Here is a 20,245-nt window from a genome sequence, read left to right as displayed (position 1 = left end):
TGTGCGCCTGACGTTCCGACCAAGCCTCACCGTCCCGCCGGTCGCGATCCCCTTGCCGCCCGGCGCGGGGCCGGCCCGATCCCGAACCTACTTCTTGATCTGCAAGGCCGTCTCCATGAGGGACTCGGCCGTGGTCACCACCTTGGAATTGGCTTGGAAGGCCCGCTGGTTGACGATGAGGTTGACCATCTCCGAAGCCATGTCCACGTTGGACGACTCCAGGGTATTGCCGGCAATGCTGTCAAAAACACCGGAATTGGCCCGGCCGACGGAGGCCTTGCCGGATTCGGTCGTGGGCGTGAGCAGGTTGTTGCCGTTGCGGTAGAGGTCGGTGGGGTTGGTGAAGTCGGCCAGGGCCAGAACGTAGAGGGCCTTGGTCTGGCCGTTGGTGAAGCTCCCCCACAAAACGCCGTTTTCATCCACGTTGGTGGCGGTCATCTCGCCCTTGGCGTAGCCATCCTGCTGGGATGTCTGAGTATAAGACGAGGTGGCGTAGTTCGTGGTGCAGTAGACCGCGTTTAGGGTGGCGGAGGGGTTGTAGCCGAGGTTGAGGGAGGCTTGCGTGCCGATGGCCCCGGCATTGGCGGCGCTGCCCGAATTCCAGCTGCCGTCGGTGGACGACAGCCCTGTCTTGAAAGCGATGGTCTGGGAGGGCAGGGCCGAGCCGTTGGAGGCGGACTTGAACGTGGCCGAAAACTCCGGCACGCCCGAGGACGTCAGGCTGGCCTGGGTCCAGTTGGACAGGCTCGTGGGGTCGCTGCCGTTTGGGGTGAACGCCGTTTGGTTTTCCAGCACGCCCTGGGCGGAGAAGGTCAGAGTGCCGACCATGAGCACGCCGGCCTTGGTCGTGCCAGAGGTCGTGGCGCTGCCGTCCTCTTCGGGAGGCACAGTCACCATGTATTCCCAGTATTCCTTGCCGGAATTGTCGCTGGTCTTGGAGTAGTAGACCGTGGCCGTGTGGGCCACGCCATCGGAATCGTAAATCTTGATGGTCGCCTGATAGTCGGAGTCGGCCACGGGCGTGTCGTTGGTGGCGTCATAGTTCTTGAACATGGTGAAATACGGGTCGGTGGCGTCGAGTTCCCCAACGCTGCTTTGGCTGTCGAGGTTGGTGACGACCTCCATGGTTCCCGTGGCTTGCGGATCTATAGTAAAATCTTTGATAGTAATGTCGGTAACAGTACCCGTTGTTGGCACTTCAGATAAAATAACATTGTTGCGCTTGGCCTTGAGAATGGCGTCCTGGTCCACGGCCCAGCCTTGGACATTGCAGCCTGTAGCGGACATGAGGCTGCCGTTTTTGTCGAAATTGAAGTCGCCGGCCCGGGTATAATACGTCTTGTCGTTGGCGGCGTCCTTGACGATGAAATAACCACGCTCGCCGGTAATGGCGAGGTCGGTGGAATTGCTGGCGTCCTGAAGGCTGCCCACGGAGGTCTGCAAGGCGATGGAGCCGACCTGGACGCCGGTGCCGATCTGGCTGCCGTCGGAAGTGCCGCCGGCCATGGTGCTGATCATGTCGGCAAAAAGCATCCGCGAGGACTTGTAGCCCACGGTATTGACGTTAGCCAGGTTGTTGCCGGTGGTGGCGATGCCCTGGCTGTATGTGAGCAGTCCGCTCACGCCTGTCCAGATCGAGCTCATAGTCGTCCTTCCTTGCTGCCGTGGCGGCAGGAATTGCCGGTCGGGGCCGGGGCGCATGTCGAGGGTTGCCCTCTCGGGGTTTCCAAGAAGGCCGGCCAAAGCCGTTTGGTCCCTCGTCTCAAGCGCGGCAAGGGGCAAACCTTGCCGCTTGCCGGCGGAAGTTGCACATGCCGGGCCAACTGGCGATGAGCCATTTGCGGCAAATGGATGAAAGGCAGTTGACAATCAGGCGGCAGGGCGAGTAATCCTGAAAGTCCGCGCTGCGGGAAACCGCGCCGGGCCCGACCGGGGGTCGCAAGAAACCTGGGCGGGATTGAAAAAAAGCGTTGACGGGCCGGGCGGGCGAGCGTAGACACGCTCCTCCGCGCCGACGGAAACCGGCGACGCGGACCGAAGGACAACGGTGCTTCGGGTTGAGTGAAAAAAAGTGTTGACGGGCCGCGCGGGGATGCGTAGAAGCTCCCTCCGCGCTGCGAAAAACGGCAACGCGGCCGGGTCGCCAAACGGGCGAAACGGTGATTGAAAAAAAAGTGCTTGACGGTCCGGACGGGGACGCGTAGATACGCCCTCCGCTTCGGGAAACCGGAGAGCGGCCGCCGACAAACGAGTCGGCGGGTTTTGAAAAAAAGTGCTTGACGCGGGATAGAGGGCAGCGTAGGTTGCCGCTTCCTGCTGACCGCCGGCAACGGCGGGCGAAGCAACGCGGTCTTTGACAATTAAATAGCGAGTTGGGTGATTTCTGTAAGCCATGCTTAAGATGCGGCAACGCATACTTAGGTTTCAGCTCATAAGGATTTAAACTGGAGAGTTTGATCCTGGCTCAGATTGAACGCTGGCGGCGTGCTTAACACATGCAAGTCGTGCGAGAAAGGGGACTTCGGTCCCTGAGTAGAGCGGCGCACGGGTGAGTAACGCGTGGATTATCTACCCAGATATTCGGGATAACGGCGGGAAACTGCCGCTAATACCGGATACGCTCCAATTTCGGTTGGGGGAAAGGCGGCCTCTGCTTGCAAGCTGTCGTATCTGGATGAGTCCGCGTCCCATTAGCTTGTTGGCGGGGTAATGGCCCACCAAGGCTACGATGGGTAGCTGGTCTGAGAGGATGATCAGCCACACTGGAACTGAAACACGGTCCAGACTCCTACGGGAGGCAGCAGTGGGGAATATTGCGCAATGGGGGAAACCCTGACGCAGCGACGCCGTGTGAGGGAAGAAGGCTTTCGGGTCGTAAACCTCTGTCGGGAGGGAAGAACCTTCCAGGTCTGAATAAGCCCTGGAACTGACGGTACCTCCAAAGGAAGCACCGGCTAACTCCGTGCCAGCAGCCGCGGTAATACGGAGGGTGCAAGCGTTAATCGGAATCACTGGGCGTAAAGCGCGCGTAGGCCGCCTTTTAAGTCGGACGTGAAAGCCCTCGGCTCAACCGAGGAACTGCGTTCGAAACTGGGAGGCTTGAGTCCTGGAGAGGGTGGCGGAATTCCGGGTGTAGGAGTGAAATCCGTAGATATCCGGAGGAACACCGGTGGCGAAGGCGGCCACCTGGACAGGTACTGACGCTGAGGCGCGAAAGCGTGGGGAGCAAACAGGATTAGATACCCTGGTAGTCCACGCTGTAAACGATGGATGCTAGGTGTCGGGGAGCGATCTTCGGTGCCGCAGTTAACGCATTAAGCATCCCGCCTGGGGAGTACGGTCGCAAGGCTGAAACTCAAAGGAATTGACGGGGGCCCGCACAAGCGGTGGAGTATGTGGTTTAATTCGATGCAACGCGAAGAACCTTACCTGGGTTTGACATCCCGCGAATCCTCCCGAAAAGGAGGAGTGCCCTTCGGGGAGCGCGGTGACAGGTGCTGCATGGCTGTCGTCAGCTCGTGCCGTGAGGTGTTGGGTTAAGTCCCGCAACGAGCGCAACCCTTGTCTTTAGTTGCCAGCGAGTAATGTCGGGCACTCTAGAGAGACCGCCTCGGTCAACGGGGAGGAAGGTGGGGACGACGTCAAGTCATCATGGCCCTTACGCCCAGGGCTACACACGTACTACAATGGTGGGTACAATGGGCTGCGAGACCGCAAGGTGGAGCCAATCCCAAAAAACCCATCCCAGTCCGGATCGGGGTCTGCAACTCGACCCCGTGAAGTCGGAATCGCTAGTAATCGGAGATCAGCATGCTCCGGTGAATACGTTCCCGGGCCTTGTACACACCGCCCGTCACACCACGAAAGTTGGTTCTACCCGAAAGCTCCGGGCTAACCGCAAGGAGGCAGGAGTCTACGGTAGGGCCGATGATTGGGGTGAAGTCGTAACAAGGTAGCCGTAGGGGAACCTGCGGCTGGATCACCTCCTTTTATGGATACGAAAACCCAACTCGCTATTTAATTGCAAGGACCACGCGTCTTTGCAAGTTGCGCACACGATGGGCCTGTAGCTCAGGTGGCTAGAGCGCACGCCTGATAAGCGTGAGGTCGAAGGTTCAAGTCCTTCCAGGCCCACCATGCTTACCGGGGGTGTAGCTCAGCTGGGAGAGCGCCTGCCTTGCACGCAGGAGGCCATCGGTTCGATCCCGTTCACCTCCACCAATGGAGAAACGGGTGCGCGACACTGATCTTTGACAGTTAAATAAGGGATGGGATTTAGGCAAAAGCCAAGTAATTAAGGGCAATCGGTGGATGCCTTGGCGCTGAGAGGCGATGAAGGACGCGGTAGGCGGCGATACGCACCGGGGAGCAGCCAAACGTGCTTTGATCCGGTGATTTCCGAATGGGGAAACCCAGCAGGAGTCATGTCCTGTTATCCCTTGACCGAATACATAGGTCTTGGGAGGCGAACGCGGGGAAGTGAAACATCTCAGTACCCGCAGGAGAAGAAATCAAAAGAGATTCCCGTAGTAGCGGCGAGCGAACCGGGAAGAGCCCAAACCAGGCGTCTCCGGACGTCTGGGGTTGTAGGGCCTCCATCAAGCGATGCATCATTAGGCAGGGGAAGCGTCTGGGAAGGCGCGCCATAGAGGGTGAAAGCCCCGTACCTGAAACCGAACGTGCCGCTGGAGGTACCTGAGTACCACGAGACACGCGAAATCTCGTGGGAATCCGGGAGGACCATCTTCCAAGGCTAAATACTCCTCAGCGACCGATAGTGTACCAGTACCGTGAGGGAAAGGTGAAAAGAACCCCTGTGAGGGGAGTGAAACGAGAACCTGAAACCGATTGCCTACAAGCGGTTCGAGCCGGACTTGTCCGGTGAGAGCGTGCCTTTTGCATAATGAGCCAGCGAGTTATCCTGTCGTGCGAGGTTAAGGCTAAAATGCCGGAGCCGTAGCGAAAGCGAGTCTGAATAGGGCGAACAGTACGGCGGGATAGACCCGAAACCGGGTGATCTATCCATGAGCAGGTTGAAGCTCGGGTAAAACCGAGTGGAGGACCGAACCCATATGGGCTGAAAACCATTGGGATGACTTGTGGATAGGGGTGAAAGGCCAATCAAACTCGGTGATAGCTGGTTCTCCCCGAAATATATTGAGGTATAGCCTCAGGCAGGAAGGACGGAGGTAGAGCACTGAAAGGGCTAGGGGTCTCACCAGATTACCAAACCCTATCAAACTCCGAATGCCGTTCTTTTATTGTCTGGGAGTCAGACTCTGGGTGCGAAGGTCCAGGGTCGAGAGGGTAAGAGCCCAGATCGACGGCTAAGGTTCCCAAATCCATGCTCAGTGGGAAAGGAAGTGGGACCGCTCTGACAGCCAGGAGGTTGGCTTAGAAGCAGCCATCCTTTAAAGAAAGCGTAATAGCTCACTGGTCTAGTGGTCCTGCGCCGAAAATGTAACGGAGCTAAGCATGGTACCGAAGCCTCGGGCCTATCTTAACGATAGGCGGTAGGGGAGCGTTCCCGGACGGGATGAAGGCAGATTGTAAAGTCTGCTGGACTAACGGGAAGTGATAATGCTGGCATAAGTAACGATAAAACGGGTGTGAAACCCGTTCGCCGTAAGCCCAAGGTTTCCTGGGTAAAGTTAATCTTCCCAGGGTGAGTCGGTCCCTAAGGCGAGGCCGAAAGGCGTAGCTGATGGAAAACAGGTTAATATTCCTGTACCTGTTTGTGTGTGCGACGGAGGGACGCAGGAGGGTAGGTCAGCCGGCTGTTGGAAGTGCCGGTGCAAGCGTGTAGGCTTGGAGAACAGGCAAATCCGTTCTCCTTCAAGGCCGAGACGTGATGCCGTGTCTTACGACTGAAGTGACTAATCCCAGGCTGCCGAGAAAAGCTTCTAAGTTTAGCACAAGCAGACCGTACCGCAAACCAACTCAGGTGGGCGGGGAGAGTATCCCAAGGCGCTTGAGAGAACTCTGGTTAAGGAACTCGGCAAAATGACCCCGTAACTTCGGGATAAGGGGTGCCCCCTATGGTGAAGCATTTACTGCATAAGCCGCGGGGGGTCGCAGTGAAACGGTGGTGGCGACTGTTTACTAAAAACACAGGTCTGTGCGAAGTCGTAAGACGACGTATACGGACTGACGCCTGCCCGGTGCCGGAAGGTTAAGGGGTGGAGTCAGCGCAAGCGAAGCTCTAAACCGAAGCCCCGGTAAACGGCGGCCGTAACTATAACGGTCCTAAGGTAGCGAAATTCCTTGTCGGGTAAGTTCCGACCTGCACGAATGGCGTAACGATCTCCACGCTGTCTCGACCAGAGACTCAGTGAAATTGATGTGGCGGTGAAAATGCCGTCTACCCGCGGAAAGACGGAAAGACCCTGTGCACCTTTACTATAGCTTGACATTGGAGCTTGGGCAACCGTGTGTAGGATAGGTGGGAGGCTGTGAAACCGGCGCGCCAGCGTCGGCGGAGCCATCCTTGAAATACCACCCTCGGTTGTTTAAGCTTCTAACTCGGACCGTTAGCCGGTTCGAGGACATTGTCTGGCGGGTAGTTTGACTGGGGCGGTCGCCTCCCAAAGAGTAACGGAGGCATGCAAAGGTTCCCTCAGGCTGATTGGAAACCAGCCGTCGAGTGCAAAGGCATAAGGGAGCTTGACTGCGAGAGAGACATCTCGACCAGGCACGAAAGTGGGCCTTAGTGATCCGGTGGTCCCGAATGGAAGGGCCATCGCTCAATGGATAAAAGGTACGCCGGGGATAACAGGCTGATCGCATCCAAGAGTTCATATCGACGATGCGGTTTGGCACCTCGATGTCGGCTCATCACATCCTGGGGCTGGAGCAGGTCCCAAGGGTTCGGCTGTTCGCCGATTAAAGTGGTACGCGAGCTGGGTTTAAAACGTCGTGAGACAGTTTGGTCCCTATCTTCCGTGGGCGTTGGAGAATTGAGAGGGGTTGTCCCTAGTACGAGAGGACCGGGATGAACGAACCTCTGGTGCACCTGTTGTCGTGCCAACGGCATCGCAGGGTAGCTATGTTCGGAAAGGATAACCGCTGAAAGCATCTAAGCGGGAAGCCTGCCTCAAGACGAGTTCTCCCTGAAGGACCCATGTAGACTACATGGTTGATAGGCCGGATGTGCAAAAGCAGCAATGTTTGAGCAGACCGGTACTAATAGTCCGTTCGACTTGATTTTTGCCAACTCGAATCCCATCCCTTATTTTAACTTATATATTTGTCCTGGTGGTCATAGAGGAGGGGGTACACCCGACCCCATTCCGAACTCGGAAGTTAAGCCCTCCTTCGCCGATGATACTGCATATTCTTGTGTGGGAAAGTAGGTCGCCGCCAGGGCTACTTTTCAAAAGCCCCTGATCAGAAATGATCGGGGGCTTTTTTTATGCCTTTAGGCATCCAGTCAGTATCCAGACAAAACGACATGGACTGGAGCTTCTTGACGACTCCGTGGTTGCCCGTCATTACAGAAGAAATTCCTGCGATACGGAGGTTTCATGGAACGCACCACGAACATGTTGGACGCTGTCCCCGACCTACGCCAGGAAGAAGCCGTGGCCGCCTGGGCGGAGCCGGAATCACGCCGTATCGCGTCACTTAACTTCGATGACGCTCAGGTGGATAATGTCGCTTCGATCTCCCCCGCGGACGCGGCCCATGCCTCCTTGGGCCTGGACCCGGTATCCCTCAACCGCTTCGTCCTGTGCCTGCTGGCGGCGGACTGGGCCTGCTACCCCGATCCGGCCAACCGCGAAGCTTACCCGCATCTCCAACACGCGGTCACGGTCTTTCCCAAAGGCTTTCGCCTTTGGACGGCCGGCGCAGGCTGTCGCATCCTTCCTATTGGCTACTCGGCCTTTCATCCCATTTCACCGGGCACCTTCGCTGTCCTGCGAGACGGGCCGCAAACCATCACCAATCGTCGCCAGATCACGCCCCAGCCCCAGACCGCGTCCGGTGAGCAGTACCTCTATATCTATAACATCGGCATCCTGCCCCGGTTCCACCGCACCGAGGCAAGCCGGGCGCTCATGCGGGCGTTTCGCGAAGACCTGGCCGCCGTGCCCCATCGCGGACTGACCGCCATCATCGTCTCGCCCGACGGCAAGCGTGTCATCGAAAGGTTCGGGCTGCGCCAATCAGGCGTCATCACCCATGACGGCCACGAAGAACTGGCGTACGTGAGCGACGAGTAACAGCTGATCCTGTACAGTGTCCTAGCCACCCCGCATTGACAGCCGTCGCTGCCGGGTATAGCCGGCTTTCAACGCCTTTCCCCGGCGACGTACGGAGTTCCCATGCTTGGCATTCACGATCTGTGGCTGTTTATCGTCTCGGGCATCCTGTTCAACATGGCTCCCGGCCCGGACGTCATTTATGTCGTCAGCCGCAGCGCCGGACAGGGGGCCAAGGCCGGCATGACGGCTGCTTTGGGCATTGGGGCCGGCTGCTGCGTGCATATCCTGGCCGCTGCCGTGGGACTCTCAGCCGTGCTGGCCGCCTCGGCCACGGCCTTTTCCGTGATCAAGCTGGTGGGCGCGGCCTATCTCGTGTATGCTGGTGTGCGCATGATCCTTGGCGCGCGAAAAAAGACAGCGCCCGAGGAAACCCCTCAGGCGCCTGAAATCCGGCATCGCGGCATTTTCGTCCAAGGCTTTCTCACCAACGCGCTGAACCCCAAGGTGGCGCTTTTTTTCCTGGCCTTTTTGCCCCAGTTCATTGATCCGGCCGCGCCGCGCAAGGCCCTGGCCTTTGCCGTCCTGGGCGGCATCCTCAACTGCACCGGCACGACCTGGAATCTGCTCCTGGCCTGGTCCTCGGCCCGCGTCGCCGGCGGCCTTGGCCGCGCCCGGCGGCTTGGCCCCTATCTCACCCAGGGGGCCGGAGCCTTGTTCGTGGCCTTTGGCGTCAAGCTGGCCCTGTCCGAGCAATCCTGACGTCCGCTTCCCTTTCTCGCCGTATCGGGCTTCCTGTCCGATGCATCTGATCCCGTACCGCTTAACCCCATTTACAGCTTGGCGGCCGGACCTGCCTGCGCGCCCGACGCCGGACCGACCTTGAGTCGGCGTCCCGTGGCCCGCCGGTAACCCCACTCCAGACCGAAAGAAACCGGGAAAAGCCCGAGCATGGTCCAGAACGCCGGCCGGGAGTGGGCGTACATGTTGGAGCCCAGCACGCCCAGCAGCGACAGACACAAGGCGATGGACAGCCAGATGAGCGCCGGCCGGCCGCCGGTGGCGGCGCGTAGGCGCAGGTGGGAATAGGCCACGGCGGCGTAGATAAACAAAAACGCGCCGCTGCCCATCATGGCCACGCTGGAAAGATCGAAAAACAGCACGAAAACCAGCACCAGCCCGGCGGTCAGGAGCAGTCCCTCCGGGGCGCGCTTCCAAAGCAGGCGGTCGAAGGCCGTTGGCAGTTCGCCGTCCTTGGCGATCATCCAGCAGACATTGGCCGCGCCGTAGAGGGTGGCGTTTAATGCCGCCGCCGTGGCGAAAAGCGCGCCCACGGCGATGACGGTGAAACCGGCCTTGCCCATGAACGTGCCGGCCGCCTCGGACAGGGCATAGTCGCTGGCCGCGTCGATGCGGGCCAGGGGCAGATGGCCGAGCACGGCAAAAGCGACGCCGAGATAGACCACGATGACCGAACACACCGATAGATACAGCGCCTTAGGCAGGGTGCGCGGCGGATCGGCCATGTCTCCGGCGGCGTTGGCCACCAGTCCAAAGCCTTCGTAGGCGATAAAAAGCATCCCGCCGCCAAAGGCGATGCCCGAGGGCGCGGCCCAGCCGGCGCTGGAAAGTCCCTGCCAGTCGGCCGTGGCGCAGCCCCAGACCGCGAACACCGACAGCACGGCTAGGTTGACGGCCACGGTCACCAGTTCCGAGCGCCCGACCCAGGCCGCGCCGAAGACATTGACCAGGGTAAAAAGGAGCACCGCGCCGGCGGCGGCGGCCTTGGACAGCCAGGGAAGGCCGGTGTGGGGGAAAAAGGTCATGAGGTAGCCGGCGAAACCGGCGGCGTACATGGCCAGGGCGATGACGTAGCCGATCCACATGTAGATGTTGAGTCCGCCGCTGACGATGCCGTCGCCAAGGCCGCGCACCAGAAATTCCACCGCGCCGCCCTTGGTGGGGTAGCGCGCGCCGAGTTTGGCGTAGTTGTAGGAGGTGGCCAGGGCGACCAGCCCGCCGGCCAGGAAGGAGAGCCACAGGGCCGAGCCGGCCACATGGGCGGCCGAGCCGAAGATGGCGTAGACGCCGCCGCCGACCATGCCGCCGATGCCGATGGCGATGGCCGAGGCCAGGCCCATTTGTTTGGAAGGTGCAGGGGCGGCCTTGGCGGCGGGAGAGGGCGAACTCGACATGGGAGGCTCCGGGGGGAAGTGGGAAGGCTTCAGCCGTCTTGCGTTGTGGTTTTCGTGGCCTGTGTCCGCAACGATTGGGTGGCGCTCTTTCCCATGCGCATCGCAACTATGCGGGACAGCCGGAGATGGTGCGCCGTATTGGGACAGAAAAGTGTGGCGTTCTGCAAGCGGCCCAATCTATGCCGCTAAAAGCAGGTGGACCGTCGGTAGGACGGTCCACCTGTAGACGGCTATCGTCATAATGCAGTCACCGCTGGCCGCGGCGTGCTAGACGTCCATGATCTCCAGATAGACCAGCGTTTGATTGAGGAGCTGGTAAGCTATTTCACCAAACGTGACTGGCCCGGTGAAGGGGTCGGTTTTTTTGCCTTCGAGTTCTGAATACAGGTAGTTGAGAATGCAATTGCAAGAAAAAACAACTCGCGCGGATTCAATGGAGCATTCTTTGCTGAGCCGTTCGTTGAACTCCTTGACGTAGTCAACCACGGGCTTGGCGTGTTTGTAGCGAATGCCTGAAAAAACAGGAGCGTAAAATTTTACCAAACCTTCCACTTCGTCAACATCCTGGAAACTGATGTTGACAAGGGCACCGTAGTAGTCTGCAACAAGGGGGAGTTTGGTGTCAAGTTTGTGCTTGATGATGTAGGCGGCAAAGTTGCGCTTTTCGCCATTGACCATGACGTCAGTGGCGGAAAAATCGTCGGTGGTGAAGGTCAGCACGTCGCCTTCGCCCTGTTCAAAGAGGTTCACGATGCCGATCTCGGCAACCTTGCCCTCGGGCAATTGGGCTTGCAGTACCAAGGCGCCTTCCTCCAGGACCTCGCCCGTGATGCCGTTTATCACCTTGGGTGTTTTTTTGCCTAAGTCGGAGAGATGCACCCCGGCTATCCAGCCGATTAATGGGCGTATGCCAAAATCCTTGTAGTTGGGGGCATTGAGAGCGAAGGATAAGTGGGTTTTGCTCATTGCCGGGATGACAATGAAACTAAACCCATGCTTTGGTCCCTCGGTGTACACTCGGGCGAGGCTGTTTTGGTCGTAGGCAACGATTTCGATGGAAGTTACCGAATCGGTGATGTCCGTGGCGCTTAGTAATTCACGGCTTACCATTCCGCCATGGTCTGCTGATATGAAATAAGGGATCGTTCCTGCGATCCAATCGCCTTGGGGAAGTTGACGCAAGGCTTCCTCTTCGCCTGCAAGGAGAAGTTTTCGTCCGGATTCAATCATTTTTTTGACATCTGATACGCTGGAGATAGTCTGCCGCATGTCACCCTCCTAGCCAAAAATAGTTTTAAGATCTTCCTGAACACTTGGCATATTCAGGTTGCTGGAGAAAAGAGTGTAAATCTGGTCCACGCTATTGTTGATTGTATTTGGCGAAGGATCTTCCTTGACCGTTCGCGTAAGGCGGCCAAGCAGAATCTTGGCTGCAAGAAATTTCAACTGGAACGTCTTTTTCCCAGTTACAATGTCTTGCCATGTCTTGTTGCTCTTGCTGGGTACGTCCATGCTTGCCTCCTTCGTCGTTTGGAATGCTATTGTTGTATAAATACTTGATTTTAATAGTTTATATGAAAGCAAAAAGTTCGGTGTCGACGGGAACATAGGTCCGCCTCGGCGGAGACTATGGAGCATTTCCATCCTATGCGAAACGATTCAATAGTCAAGGCAGGGTGACGTCGATTGCAAACCATCGCGAAGATTTGTTCGCCTGCCTTCAGGCAAAACATGTCCGGCGTTCAGGCTTGCCGTGTCGGCGTGGGGCGCTTTCTCCGGACCGGCCAGAGCCTGCTCCGAACACCTTTTCTGAGGCGGATAGGGCGGCAACGAAGTAAACATGGGCTTTACTGCTCGCTGTCAGGCGGGAAAAACAAAAAGCCGCCCATTTCTGGACGGCTTTTGAAAAATCTGGCGGAGAGGGAGGGATTTGAACCCTCGAACAGGGTTTAAGCCCCGTTACCCGCTTAGCAGGCGAGCGCCTTCGGCCAACTCGGCCACCTCTCCGCAAAAAGGTGAGGTAAACGTTTGCCCGGCCGCGGTCAAGAAAAAAAACTGCTTTTCCCCAAGCCTTTGACCTCATACGCTCTTTACAGGGGGCCGGGCAGACGCATATGCTCCCATTTCGCATTAACGAGCCCCCTCAAAAGGAGTCCAGGGCATGAAAAAGTTCGCGCGTATGGAGCGCCTCCCCCCATACGTCTTCGCCACCGTCAACGAGCTCAAAATGCAGATGCGGCGGCGAAACGAGGACGTCATCGACCTGGGCATGGGCAACCCCGACCTGCCCACGCCCCCCCATATCGTCGAAAAACTCGTCGAGGCCGCCCAGAAGGCCGCCAACCACCGCTACTCGGCATCGCGCGGCATCAAGGGCCTGCGAAACGCCGTCTCGGCCTGGTACAAGCGCCGCTTCGACGTCGACATCGACCCCGAAACCGAAGCAGTGGTCACCATGGGGGCCAAGGAAGGCCTAGCCCACCTGGCGCTCGTCATGCTCTCGCCCGGCGACGTGGTCTTCGCCACCGATCCGGCCTATCCGATTCATCCCTATTCCTGCATCATCGCCGGGGCCGACGTGCGCCGCATCCCCATCAGCAGCGACCGGGACTTTTTCGAGGACCTGCTCGCCGCCACGCGCCAGACCTGGCCCCAGCCCAAGCTGCTCATCATCTCCTATCCGCACAACCCGACCACGGTCACGGCCGATGTGCCGTTTTTCGAGCGCATCGTCGAATTCTGCAAAGAACACGACATGATGGTCATCCACGACTTCGCCTACGCCGACTTCGGCTTCGACGGCTACCAGCCGCCGAGCTTTTTGCAGGCCAAGGGCGCGAAAGACGTGGGCGTGGAGTTTTTCTCCCTCACCAAGAGCTATTCCATGGCCGGCTGGCGCGTCGGGTTTTGCTGCGGCAACCCCGAGATGGTCCATGCGCTCACCCGCATCAAGAGCTATCTCGATTACGGCATCTTCCAGCCCATCCAGATTGCCGCCACCGTGGCTTTAAACGGCCCCCAGGAGTGTGTGCGCGAAATCATGGACGTCCACCAGGAGCGCCGCGACGCGCTCATTGACGGTCTGGCCCGGGCCGGCTGGGAAGTGCCCGCGCCGAGGTCCACCATGTTCGTGTGGGCCAAGATCCCCGAGCCCTTTCAGCATCTCAAGTCCGTGGAATTCTCCAAGCTGCTGCTGCGCGAAGGCGGCGTGGCCGTTTCGCCGGGCCTGGGATTTGGGCATTTCGGCGACAACTACGTGCGGTTTGCCCTGGTCGAAAACCGCCACCGCATCAACCAGGCCGTTCGCGGCATAAAAAAGGCGCTTTCCGGATGAACAACGCTGCCGTAGCCCCTGTTCGCATCGGATTGGCCGGACTCGGCACTGTCGGGTCCGGCTTGGTGGCCGTGCTGGAGAAGAATGCCGACTGGATCGAGGCGCGCCTGGGGCGCTCGGTCGCCGTCAAGACCGTGCTCGTGCGCGATCTGGCCAAGCCCCGGGCCGTGACGCTGGGGCCTGCGGTCGCGATTACCACCGACGCCGACGCCCTGGTCGCCGACCCGGACATCGACATCGTGGTGGAGCTCATGGGCGGCATCGACGCCGCCTTCGGACTCATCGCCAAGGCGCTTAACGCCGGCAAGCACGTGGTCACGGCCAACAAGGCACTGCTGGCCAAGCGCGGGCCGGAGCTTTTCGCCCTGGCCGCCGAAAAGGGGCTTGGCCTCTACTACGAGGCCAGCTGCGCCGGGGCCGTGCCCATCGTCGAGACGCTGCGGTCGTCGCTGGCCGGCAACCGCATCCAGAGCATCATCGGCATCTTAAACGGCACGGCCAACTACATTCTCTCCAGCATGAGCGAAAAGGGCCTGCCCTTTGCCGACGCTTTGGCCAAGGCCCAGGATCTCGGCTACGCCGAGGCCGATCCGACCCTGGACATCCAGGGCTTCGACGCCGCCCACAAGCTTATCGTGCTCATCCGGCTGGCCTACGGGCGCAATCTGCCCCTGGAGAAGCTGCCGGTCGAGGGCATCACCGTGGTCACCCCCGAGGACATTCGGTTTGCCCGGGAGTTCGGCTATGCCATAAAGCTCATCGGCCAGGTGCGCGACTGCGACGGCAAGCTTGCCGCCGGGGTCTGGCCCATGCTCGTGCACGAGGACTTCCTTTTGGCCAGCGTCAAGGGCGCGTTTAACGCCGTGCGGGTGGAAGGCAACGCCTCCGGCCCCATCATGCTCCACGGCAAGGGGGCAGGCGATCTGCCCACGGCCAGCGCGGTGGTGGCCGACATCCTGGCCCTGGCCCGGGAAGGCATGATCCCCAACAACACCGGATTTCGCGCCGAGCCCCTGCCCGAGGCCGAGCTGGTCGACGCCGACGACTTCGTGACGCCGCACTACATCCATTTCACGGTCAAGGATCAGGCCGGGGTCATGGCCGCCATCTCCAAGTCCATGGGCGAGCATGGCGTGTCCATCCGCCAGGCCGTGCAGAAGGGCGAACCCGAGGACGGCTACGTGTCCATCGTGTTCTTGACCCACGAGGCCCCCAACCGGGCCATTGCCGCCGTGTTGGCCGACACCGGGACCATGCCCTTCATCAAACCCGGCACGGTCCATTTCCGGGTGCTGTAGGCCCCCCGTTAAAAGTTTTTGAAGAGAGGCCAGAGAGAAACTTTTTTCAAAAAGTTTCTCTCTGGCCGCCGGAGGCATCTTCCCTCATGTCCACTTCTTCTCTTGCATCCTCCCCGTCCCCTTTGCCCCGCAAACTCGTGTTCCTCATCGCCGACGGCATGGGCGACCAGCCCGTGGACGCCCTGGGCGGGCGCACGCCCATGGAGGCGGCGGCCACCCCGGTCATGGACCGGCTGGCCCGGGAGGGGATGGTGGGGCTTTGCCGCACCGTGCCCCAGGGCATGGCCCCGGGGTCGGATGTGGCCAACATGTCGCTTTTGGGCTTTGATCCGGCCCAAAACCACACCGGCCGAGGCCCCATCGAGGCGGCGGCCATGGGCTTGCCGGTCGCGCCCGACGACGTGGTTTTTCGCCTCAACACCGTCACGGTGAGCGAATTTGCCGAGGCCGGGCTCATGCGTGACTACAGCGCCGGCCATATCGCCACGGCGGCGTCCACGGCCCTGGTCGAGAAGCTGGCCGCGACCTGCCTGCCGGAGGGCTACGAGTTGCATGCCGGCGTGCAGTACCGCCACATCCTGGTGGCCAAGGGCGCTGCCGGCCGGGAGGAGGCGGGCGTTTTCGTGCGTCCGCCCCATGACATCACCGACCAGCCCATCGCCCCGGACCTGGCCGAGTTGCGCCGCGCCCCGGCGCTTTTCGATTTCGCGGCCAAGGCGGCGGCCGTGCTGGCCGGGCCGGACAATCCGACCAAGGCCAACGCCGTGTGGCCCTGGGGCCAGGGCCGGGCGCTGACCCTGCCCGATTTCGCCGCGACCTTCGGCCTGCGGGGAGCGGTGGTCTCGGCCGTGGATCTGGTCAAGGGCCTGGGCCGGGCGGCCGGCATGGCGGTTATCGACGTGCCCGGGGCCACGGGGCTGCTGGACACCAACTACGAGGGCAAGGTGGCGGCGGCGCTGGCGTTTTTAAAGGACGGCGATTTTGTCTTCGTCCATGTCGAGGCCCCGGACGAGTGCGGCCATGGCGGCGACGCCGCCGGCAAGACCGAGGCCGTGGCCCGGTTCGACGCCCGCATTGTCGCGCCCATGGTCGAGGCCCTGGGCGACGACGCGGCCTTCGTCATCGCCTGCGACCATCTTACGCCCATCGCCATTCGCACCCATGCCGCCGATCCCGTGCCTTTTCTTTTCTGGCAGCCGGGCGTAATACCCTCCGGCGCGGCGGGTTTTAGCGAGGCCGAAGCTGCGGGGACCGGGCTGGCCGTGGACGCGGGGCACGAGTTACTGCGCCGGGCCATGGACTGGACCCGTTCCTGACGCGCCGGAATTTTCGGGCGCATTTCGCCAAAAAACGGTTGCGACACGCTGGCGACGCCTGATCGCCGGACGAGACACGCGATAACGAGACGCCATGGCCCTGATTCTCAAGCCTGAAGACTTTCCTCTGCCTGATTCGCGGCTGGCGCTCACCGTCTCCTATGGTGAGGTGGACCAGATGGGCTACGCCTATTACGGGCACTATCCCCACTGGTTCGAGCGCGGGCGCGGGCACTTCATCCGGGTGCGCGGCATGAGCTACGGCGAGGTCGAGGCGCGCGGCGTGTGGCTGCCGGTGCGCGATATGGCCGTGCGGTATCTGCGCCCGGCCCGTTACGACGACGCCATCACCGTGCGCACGGCCGTCAGCGAGTGGGGCCGGGCTTCGGTCACTTTTGCCTACCAGATCTTCGGACCGCCGGAAGACGCCACGCTTCTCGCCGTGGGCGAAACGCTCCACGCCTGCACCTCGCCACAAGGCCGGCCCATGCCCGTGCCGTCCTGGCTGCGCGAGCTGTTCACCGTCTAACCCTCCCGCCTTATTCGCGGCATTTCCCTCATGTTTATTGATATCCACACCCACGCCTATCATCCCAAGATCGCGGACAAGGTCCTGGCCCAACTCGAAGGGCACTACGGCATCAAACCCGTCGGCACCGGCCAGATAGATGATCTCCTGGAGCGCGCGACCAAGGCGGGCCTGGACAAGGTCGTGGTCCACAACGCCGCCACGGCCCCGGCCCAGGTGGTCCCGGCCAACAACTGGGCCATCGCCATCCACCGCGAACACAAGCGCATCATCAGCTTCGGCACGCTGCACCCGGACTACCCGGACTTCGAGCGCGAGCTGGACAGACTCTGGCGAAACGGCATCAAGGGCATCAAGTTCCACGCCGACTTCCAGGGTTTCCGTCTGGATGACCGCAAGCTGTGGCCCATCTTCGAGGCGCTGTCCGGCCGGTTCGTGGTCATGCTCCACGTGGGCGACCGCCTGCCCCCTGAGGAGAACAACTCCTGCCCGGCCAAGGTGGCGGCCATCCTGCGCGATTTTCCCCAGATGACCGTCATCGCGGCCCACATGGGCGGCTATCTCCACTGGCAATACGCCGTGGAACATCTGGTCGGCAAAAATGTCTATATTGACACGTCCAGCACCCTGGCCTTCATCGACGACGCCACCTTGCGCCGTATCTTCGACGGCCACCCCCGGGAGCGCATCCTTTTCGGCAGTGATTACCCGCTGTTCGATCCCGGCGAGGAAATCGCCCGCCTGCGCCGCCGGCTGTCCCTGCGCGACGCGGAGCTTGAAGGCCTCTTGAGCGGGGCTTCCGCACTATTTCGGTCATCAAAATGAGAGTTGACACCCCATCAATAGTCGTGCTGGATGGTATGAAATCGGGCGTTTGATTCGTCTTTGATTTCGCCCGAGCCAAGGAGTTTCGATCCATGAGCATTCGCGCCCGGATTCTCGCCTCCGTCGGCATCCTCTTCCTCGTCGCGCTCGGCATGTTTGCGGCCACCTGGTCCATCACCAGCGAACAACGTTCCGATGGTCTCGTCATCAATCTGGCCGGCCGGCAACGGATGCAGGTCCAGAGAATCGCCAAGGACGTCTTGGCTTTGGCCCACCAGGCCAAGGGGGGCGGCGCGCCGGCCGGCCTGGCCGACGACATCCGCAAGCGTCTTTCCGCCCTGGAATCGACCCAGGGGCTGCTGGCCCGGGGCGGAACCTATGAAAACGGCAAGAAATTCACCATCGACCCGTCCAGCCGCGAGGCCGGGGCACTCCTTGACGAGGCCGGCCGGCTGATCAAGCCCTTTGGCGTCGAGGTAGAAGCCATCCTGGCCAAGACCGACGCCGTTTCGCCCGAACGCTTGCTGGCCGCCTCGGAAGCCGTGGTCGCGGCCCAGGACAAGGCCGTGGCCCGGCTCCAGGCCGAGACCGAGGACGACGTGGCCACGCTCATGACCATCCAGTCCGTGGGCCTGGGGCTGTCGGCCGTGGTCTGCCTGGCGGTGCTTTTGATGTTCCGCCGCGCGGTCATCGCGCCCCTGGGGCGGCTGCGCGAATACGCCGGAGCCGTGGCCAGGGGCGACCTCAAGGCCGTGCCGGCCGGCGACTACCCGCCGGAACTGGCCGAGCTGCGCGACGCCCTGGCCCGCATGGTCGCCTCGTTGGAGCGGGGGCTGGCCGACGTGGAAGCCAAAAGCCGCGAGGCCCAGGGGCATGCCGCCGAGGCCGGCCGCGCCCTGGAGGCGGCCAAGGCCCAGGAAGCCCGCACCGCCGAACTGCTGGCCCGTCTGGGCGACGGCGCGGCAACGGCGCGCGGCATCTCCGAAAGCGTCATGGACCACGCGGCCGGGCTGCTTTCGCGCATCGAGCAGGTGGGGCAGGGCGCGGCCCAGCAGCGAGACCGCATGATGGACACGGCCGCGGCCATGGAAGAGATGAACGCCACTGTCCTCGAAGTGGCCCGAAATGCGTCCAGCGCCGCCGTGAGCGCCGCCGACGCCAAGGACAAGGCCGTCACCGGCGCGGACGGCGTGCGCTCGGCCGTGACCTCCATCGAGGCCATCCGCCGGCGCATCCTCGATCTCAAGGAGTCCATGACCCGCCTGGGGCAGCAGGCCGACAGCATCGGCCACATCATGAACGTCATTTCCGACATCGCCGACCAAACCAACCTGTTGGCGCTCAATGCCGCCATCGAAGCGGCCCGGGCCGGCGACGCCGGGCGCGGCTTTGCCGTGGTGGCCGACGAGGTCCGCAAGCTGGCCGAAAAAACCATGACCGCCACCAAGGAAGTCGGCGACGCCGTGGTCTCCATCCAGGGACAGGCGAGGGAGAACATCGCCGCCGTGGAGTCCGCCGCCTCCGGCATCGAGGACAGCACCCGGGCGGCCGCCGATTCCGGCCGCTTCATGGACGCCATTGTCGGCATCGTCGATGCCACCGCCACCCAGGTGGAGTCCATCGCCACGGCTTCCGAGGAACAGTCCGCCACCTCCGAAGAGATCAACCGGGCCGTGGAAGAGGTCAACGGCATCGCCCGCGACACGGCCGAGGACGCCGCCGCCGCTTCCCAGGCCCTGCACGCCCTGACCGAACTGGCCAACGACCTCGACGCCGCCATCCGCCAGATGACCGGCGAGACCGGCGCGTCCCGTCCGGCCCTGGCCGCCGCCCGGCCGGCCGCCAAGGCCATTGCGCCGTCGCGCCCGGCCGCTTCCCGCGCCCTGCCGCCGTCGCGCCTGGCCCCGGCCAAAGCCAAAGCCCTGCCGCCGGCCCGGCCCACGCCTTCCCGGCCCGCCTCCGCCCCCAAACCAGCGGCCATTCCCGCTCCGGCTCCCAAGCCGGTGACCAAGCCCGCCGCCGCCAAAGCCCCGGGCAACGGCTCCGGCGGGGCCTGTTCCATTGGCGGCGCCCTGCTGCAATGGGACGACTCCCTGGCCACCCACATCAGCGAAGTCGACCGTCAGCACCAGGTGCTTGTGCGCATGATCTGCGACTTACACGAGGCCATGCGCTCGGGCAAAGGCAAGCATCAGCTCGAAGCCATTCTTGAGGAACTCCAGAACTACGCGGTGGACCACTTCGGCTACGAAGAAAAGCTCATGGAGCAGTACAAGTATCCGGGCTATCTCAACCACCGCAAGGAGCACGAAGCCTTCGTGGACAAGGTCATCGCCTTTGGCAACGACTTCCGGGAAAACCGGGCGGCGCTGACCACCGAGGTCATGAATTTCCTCAAGAACTGGCTGGTGGGACACATCAAGGGCACGGACCAGAAATACGCCCCGTTTTTCATCGAACGCGGCGTAAACTGAGTCAGCAAAAGAGAAGATGCCTCCGGCGGCCGGGGGGCTCAGCCCCCCGGACCCCCGACATTTTAGGGCGGCG

Annotated in this window: 12 protein-coding genes, 3 tRNA genes and 3 rRNA genes; 13 read left to right on the top strand and 5 right to left on the bottom strand. The window is 61.4% G+C overall.

Translation table 11 applies throughout. From position 1 onward, the window contains the following. Nucleotides 1–87: 87 nt before the first annotated feature. Entirely contained in the window at nt 88–1,644 is a 1,557-nt protein-coding gene (locus tag C3Y92_RS13570; protein WP_129353368.1) for a flagellar hook protein FlgE, read from the bottom strand. 797 nt (nt 1,645–2,441) lie between these two features. Here C3Y92_RS13570 and C3Y92_RS13565 point away from each other — a divergent pair. From C3Y92_RS13565 to C3Y92_RS13535, 7 genes are all read left to right on the top strand, one after another. Further along, a 16S ribosomal RNA gene (locus C3Y92_RS13565) occupies nt 2,442–3,990 on the top strand. Between the two features lie 70 nt (nt 3,991–4,060). Further along, nucleotides 4,061–4,137: transfer RNA gene (locus tag C3Y92_RS13560), tRNA-Ile, on the top strand. Between the two features lie 8 nt (nt 4,138–4,145). Then, a tRNA-Ala gene (locus tag C3Y92_RS13555) sits at nt 4,146–4,221 on the top strand. A 63-nt stretch (nt 4,222–4,284) separates the two neighbouring features. Then, a 23S ribosomal RNA gene (locus C3Y92_RS13550) occupies nt 4,285–7,207 on the top strand. 43 nt (nt 7,208–7,250) lie between these two features. Next, nucleotides 7,251–7,365: ribosomal RNA gene (rrf, locus tag C3Y92_RS13545) — 5S ribosomal RNA — on the top strand. The 16S, 23S and 5S rRNA genes sit together here with 2 tRNA genes alongside, the layout of an rRNA operon. A 158-nt stretch (nt 7,366–7,523) precedes the next feature. Next, nucleotides 7,524–8,222: a hypothetical protein gene (locus tag C3Y92_RS13540; protein WP_129353366.1), complete on the top strand. Its 699-nt coding sequence runs from the start codon at nt 7,524–7,526 to the stop codon at nt 8,220–8,222. 102 nt (nt 8,223–8,324) lie between these two features. Then, nucleotides 8,325–8,963, top strand: coding sequence for a LysE family translocator (locus C3Y92_RS13535; RefSeq protein WP_129353364.1), 639 nt, complete (start codon nt 8,325–8,327; stop codon nt 8,961–8,963). Nucleotides 8,964–9,034: 71 nt separating this feature from the next. On the opposite strand, the gene C3Y92_RS13530 is transcribed toward C3Y92_RS13535, so the two are convergent. The 4 genes from C3Y92_RS13530 to C3Y92_RS13515 form a co-directional block, all read right to left on the bottom strand. Next, nucleotides 9,035–10,396: an APC family permease gene (locus C3Y92_RS13530; RefSeq protein ID WP_129353362.1), complete on the bottom strand. Its 1,362-nt coding sequence runs from the start codon at nt 10,394–10,396 to the stop codon at nt 9,035–9,037. 267 nt (nt 10,397–10,663) lie between these two features. Then, the gene (locus C3Y92_RS13525) at nt 10,664–11,665 is read right to left on the bottom strand and encodes a DUF6976 family protein (RefSeq protein ID WP_129353360.1); all 1,002 of its coding nucleotides are present in this window, start codon (nt 11,663–11,665) and stop codon (nt 10,664–10,666) included. 9 nt (nt 11,666–11,674) lie between these two features. Beyond that, nucleotides 11,675–11,908 carry a hypothetical protein gene (locus tag C3Y92_RS13520; RefSeq protein ID WP_129353358.1) on the bottom strand — a complete coding sequence of 78 codons (234 nt, stop codon included), beginning with the start codon at nt 11,906–11,908 and terminating at the stop codon, nt 11,675–11,677. Nucleotides 11,909–12,308: 400 nt separating this feature from the next. Continuing rightward, a tRNA-Ser gene (locus tag C3Y92_RS13515) sits at nt 12,309–12,403 on the bottom strand. 154 nt (nt 12,404–12,557) lie between these two features. On the opposite strand from C3Y92_RS13515, the gene C3Y92_RS13510 reads away from it, so the two are divergent. From C3Y92_RS13510 to C3Y92_RS13485, 6 genes are all read left to right on the top strand, one after another. Beyond that, nucleotides 12,558–13,730, top strand: a complete 1,173-nt coding sequence (locus C3Y92_RS13510) for an aminotransferase class I/II-fold pyridoxal phosphate-dependent enzyme (RefSeq protein ID WP_129353356.1) — start codon at nt 12,558–12,560, stop codon at nt 13,728–13,730. After that, nucleotides 13,727–15,028, top strand: coding sequence for a homoserine dehydrogenase (locus C3Y92_RS13505; protein ID WP_129353354.1), 1,302 nt, complete (start codon nt 13,727–13,729; stop codon nt 15,026–15,028). The genes C3Y92_RS13510 and C3Y92_RS13505 overlap by 4 nt, the downstream gene beginning before the upstream one ends. A gap of 86 nt (nt 15,029–15,114) precedes the next feature. Further along, a complete protein-coding gene (locus C3Y92_RS13500) occupies nt 15,115–16,344 on the top strand; it encodes a cofactor-independent phosphoglycerate mutase (protein WP_129353352.1) in 1,230 nt (409 codons plus the stop codon). A gap of 94 nt (nt 16,345–16,438) precedes the next feature. Further along, nucleotides 16,439–16,873, top strand: coding sequence for an acyl-CoA thioesterase (locus C3Y92_RS13495; RefSeq protein ID WP_129353350.1), 435 nt, complete (start codon nt 16,439–16,441; stop codon nt 16,871–16,873). 30 nt (nt 16,874–16,903) lie between these two features. Then, nucleotides 16,904–17,698 carry an amidohydrolase family protein gene (locus C3Y92_RS13490; RefSeq protein WP_129353348.1) on the top strand — a complete coding sequence of 265 codons (795 nt, stop codon included), beginning with the start codon at nt 16,904–16,906 and terminating at the stop codon, nt 17,696–17,698. 92 nt (nt 17,699–17,790) lie between these two features. Then, nucleotides 17,791–20,172 (top strand): bacteriohemerythrin, encoded by a 2,382-nt coding sequence (locus tag C3Y92_RS13485; RefSeq protein WP_129353346.1) that lies wholly within the window; start codon nt 17,791–17,793, stop codon nt 20,170–20,172. Nucleotides 20,173–20,245: the final 73 nt, after the last annotated feature.

The sequence above is a fragment of the Solidesulfovibrio carbinolicus genome (assembly GCF_004135975.1).
GTDB lineage: Bacteria > Desulfobacterota > Desulfovibrionia > Desulfovibrionales > Desulfovibrionaceae > Solidesulfovibrio > Solidesulfovibrio carbinolicus.
Note: the sequence above shows the minus strand (reverse complement) of the source record. Positions and strands in the feature narration are given on the sequence as shown.

Excerpts from the sequence above, each read along its gene's own strand:
- C3Y92_RS13570 (WP_129353368.1), bottom strand. The coding sequence starts at position 1,644 with ATGAGCTCGATCTGGACAGGCGTGAGCGGACTGCTCACATACAGCCAG.
- C3Y92_RS13540 (WP_129353366.1), top strand. The coding sequence starts at position 7,524 with ATGGAACGCACCACGAACATGTTGGACGCTGTCCCCGACCTACGCCAG.
- C3Y92_RS13535 (WP_129353364.1), top strand. The coding sequence starts at position 8,325 with ATGCTTGGCATTCACGATCTGTGGCTGTTTATCGTCTCGGGCATCCTG.
- C3Y92_RS13530 (WP_129353362.1), bottom strand. The coding sequence starts at position 10,396 with ATGTCGAGTTCGCCCTCTCCCGCCGCCAAGGCCGCCCCTGCACCTTCC.
- C3Y92_RS13525 (WP_129353360.1), bottom strand. The coding sequence starts at position 11,665 with ATGCGGCAGACTATCTCCAGCGTATCAGATGTCAAAAAAATGATTGAA.
- C3Y92_RS13520 (WP_129353358.1), bottom strand. The coding sequence starts at position 11,908 with ATGGACGTACCCAGCAAGAGCAACAAGACATGGCAAGACATTGTAACT.
- C3Y92_RS13510 (WP_129353356.1), top strand. The coding sequence starts at position 12,558 with ATGAAAAAGTTCGCGCGTATGGAGCGCCTCCCCCCATACGTCTTCGCC.
- C3Y92_RS13505 (WP_129353354.1), top strand. The coding sequence starts at position 13,727 with ATGAACAACGCTGCCGTAGCCCCTGTTCGCATCGGATTGGCCGGACTC.
- C3Y92_RS13500 (WP_129353352.1), top strand. The coding sequence starts at position 15,115 with ATGTCCACTTCTTCTCTTGCATCCTCCCCGTCCCCTTTGCCCCGCAAA.
- C3Y92_RS13495 (WP_129353350.1), top strand. The coding sequence starts at position 16,439 with ATGGCCCTGATTCTCAAGCCTGAAGACTTTCCTCTGCCTGATTCGCGG.
- C3Y92_RS13490 (WP_129353348.1), top strand. The coding sequence starts at position 16,904 with ATGTTTATTGATATCCACACCCACGCCTATCATCCCAAGATCGCGGAC.
- C3Y92_RS13485 (WP_129353346.1), top strand. The coding sequence starts at position 17,791 with ATGAGCATTCGCGCCCGGATTCTCGCCTCCGTCGGCATCCTCTTCCTC.